Annotated in this window: 4 protein-coding genes; 2 read left to right on the top strand and 2 right to left on the bottom strand. The window is 55.0% G+C overall.

Annotated features, from left to right (window positions below; genetic code table 11):
* Positions 1-78: 78 nt before the first annotated feature.
* Positions 79-576 (bottom strand): 4-hydroxyphenylacetate 3-monooxygenase, reductase component, encoded by a 498-nt coding sequence (hpaC, locus tag BDE01S_RS10215; RefSeq protein ID WP_066081175.1) that lies wholly within the window; start codon positions 574-576, stop codon positions 79-81.
* 15 nt (positions 577-591) lie between these two features.
* A complete protein-coding gene (gene hpaR, locus BDE01S_RS10210; RefSeq protein WP_066081178.1) occupies positions 592-1029 on the bottom strand; it encodes a homoprotocatechuate degradation operon regulator HpaR in 438 nt (145 codons plus the stop codon).
* Positions 1030-1103: 74 nt separating this feature from the next.
* On the opposite strand from hpaR, the gene BDE01S_RS10205 reads away from it, so the two are divergent.
* Together BDE01S_RS10205 and BDE01S_RS10200 are read left to right on the top strand one after the other, a co-directional pair.
* On the top strand, positions 1104-1286 hold the full coding sequence (locus BDE01S_RS10205) for a hypothetical protein (protein WP_066081172.1): 183 nt from the start codon (positions 1104-1106) through the stop codon (positions 1284-1286).
* Positions 1287-1502: 216 nt separating this feature from the next.
* Entirely contained in the window at positions 1503-1952 is a 450-nt protein-coding gene (locus BDE01S_RS10200) for a CopD family copper resistance protein (RefSeq protein WP_066081169.1), read from the top strand.
* Positions 1953-2082: the final 130 nt, after the last annotated feature.

Here is a 2082-nt window from a genome sequence, read left to right as displayed (position 1 = left end):
TAAAGCCGTCTGAAAATCGCCACCGTAGGAGCGGGGCATTTTCAGACGGCTTTTTCGGCGTGTGGATATTTCCCGCGCTTAATCCAGCGAGCGGAAGCGGCGGCGGAAATACAGCAGGGCGGGTGGGTGCGCTTCGTTGACTTTGATTTCGTTCAGTTCGACGAAAAACACATAATGCGTGCCGACTTGGCTGTGGCTGACGATGCTGCCGTGCAGATGCGCGAGTGCGCCTTCGACTTCCAGCTGGCCGGTTTGGCCGCGATGCCAGATGTGGTATTCAAAACGCTCTTCAGGGGAAAGATTGGTCATGCCGGCGAAATGCTCGGCGATGTCCTGCTGGCCGTCTGAAAGTGTGTTGATGCACAGATCGCGGTTGGCCGACAAAATCGGGATGATGGCCGCTTCGCTGTTGATGCACAGCATAATCGTCGGCGGCGTGTCGGTTACGGAGGTGACGGCGGTCATGGTAATGCCGTAGCGGCCGGCCGCGCCGTCGGTGGTAATGACGTGCACGCCGGCGGCGCAGGAAGCCATGGCATCGCGGAAGGCGGATTTGAGTGTGTGTGTTTGGGTCATGCGGATTTTTTATGTTTATTGCAGCGACTGCTCGATGGCGGCCAGTTGCGACAGCAGCGCCTTCAGCTCGGTCAGTTTTTCTTTGGAGAACACGGCTTCGATGGCGTCGTAGCGCTCATCGACTTTGATGCCTATGGTTTCGTAGAGTTTTTCGCCTTCGGCGGTGAGCTTCAGGTAAACGCGGCGCTGGTCGTTGGAGGGTTTGAGGCGGACAACCAGGCCGGCTTTTTCCAGGCGGGTCAGGATGCCGGTTAAGCTGGGGCGCAGGATGCAGGCTTGGGTGGCGAGGTCTTGGAAATCCAGCGTGCCGTTTTCGGCCAGCAGGCGGATGATGCGCCATTGCTGGTCGGTGATGTTGGCTTGGTTCAGGATGGGGCGGAACTGGGTCATTAACGCTTCGCGGGCCTGAATCAGGCTGATGTTGATGGAGGCGTGTTTGGATTGGTGTGCCATCATGGTTCTCCGGTGTAGAAGTCAAACGGTTGAAGCGTCGCTAAGAGGAGGTTTCCGGAAAAGAGCCGTCCGGAATGGCGGCGGATGATTGGTGGGGAGAGGAAGCGGGCGGCCGGGGCGGCGCGCTAATTTGTTTTGATGATAATGTTATTGTTTTATATTTTGGGGATTATCTTATTCTATTTTACGGAAAATCTCAACCCAATCAGCAGGTCGGCTTTCATGCGCGCCCGGGTTATGCAAACGGGAATGTTTGAAAATGAATTATCTGCTGCGGATGCGTGATGCCGTCTGAAAAACGGTATTTTCGGACGGCATCACGGGCGGTTTGCTTGCCACGGCGGGTAGGCGGCTTGTGGTACACTATGGTCATTGAAAATAAGGGGCCGGAGCAATCGGCATGATGCCGGCTATCCGCGCCGGATGGGCATGGCGTCACGTTGATACCCTGCGGCGGAAGAAAGGAAGTTGTGATGAATCTTTATGCGGTGGCGCATATCGTGCACCTTTTTTGTGCGATTGCTTTTGTGGGCGGTGTGTTTTTCGAGATGCTGGTTTTGTCGGTACTGCACACCAAGCGGGTGTCGCGGGAGGCAAGGCGTGAGGTGGAAAAGGCGATGTCTTACCGTGCCGTGCGGGTGATGCCGCCGGTGGTGGTTTTGCTGTTTCTGTCGGGTTTGGTGATGGTGTGGGTGCGGTATGTGCCGGTTCTGCACCATCCGTTTGATTCGCCGTTCGGTACGATGCTGCTGGCGAAAATCGTGCTGGCGTTCAGCGTGTTGCTGCACTTTGCCGTCGCCGTGGTGAAGATGGCGCGGGGTACGCTCACCGTCGGCTGGTCGAAATATATTCATGCGGTGGTGTTTTCGCATATGCTGCTGATTGTGTTTCTGGCGAAGGCGATGTTTTATCTGGTATGGTAATCATCGGCTGTTGTTTATATCTTATTGAAAGTCCAATGTCTTTTTCAGACGGCATGGCAGGCATGTTATAGTGGATTCAAATAAGAAAGATATAAGGCGGCAAGCCGCAGACAGTACAGATATAGTCGAA

Source organism: Bergeriella denitrificans NBRC 102155 (assembly GCF_001592185.1).
Taxonomy (GTDB): Bacteria; Pseudomonadota; Gammaproteobacteria; order Burkholderiales; family Neisseriaceae; genus Neisseria; species Neisseria denitrificans.
This window is presented reverse-complemented; position numbering and strand designations above follow the sequence as displayed.

Excerpts from the sequence above, each read along its gene's own strand:
- hpaR (WP_066081178.1), bottom strand. The coding sequence starts at position 1,029 with ATGGCACACCAATCCAAACACGCCTCCATCAACATCAGCCTGATTCAG.
- BDE01S_RS10200 (WP_066081169.1), top strand. The coding sequence starts at position 1,503 with ATGAATCTTTATGCGGTGGCGCATATCGTGCACCTTTTTTGTGCGATT.
- hpaC (WP_066081175.1), bottom strand. The coding sequence starts at position 576 with ATGACCCAAACACACACACTCAAATCCGCCTTCCGCGATGCCATGGCT.
- BDE01S_RS10205 (WP_066081172.1), top strand. The coding sequence starts at position 1,104 with ATGGCGGCGGATGATTGGTGGGGAGAGGAAGCGGGCGGCCGGGGCGGC.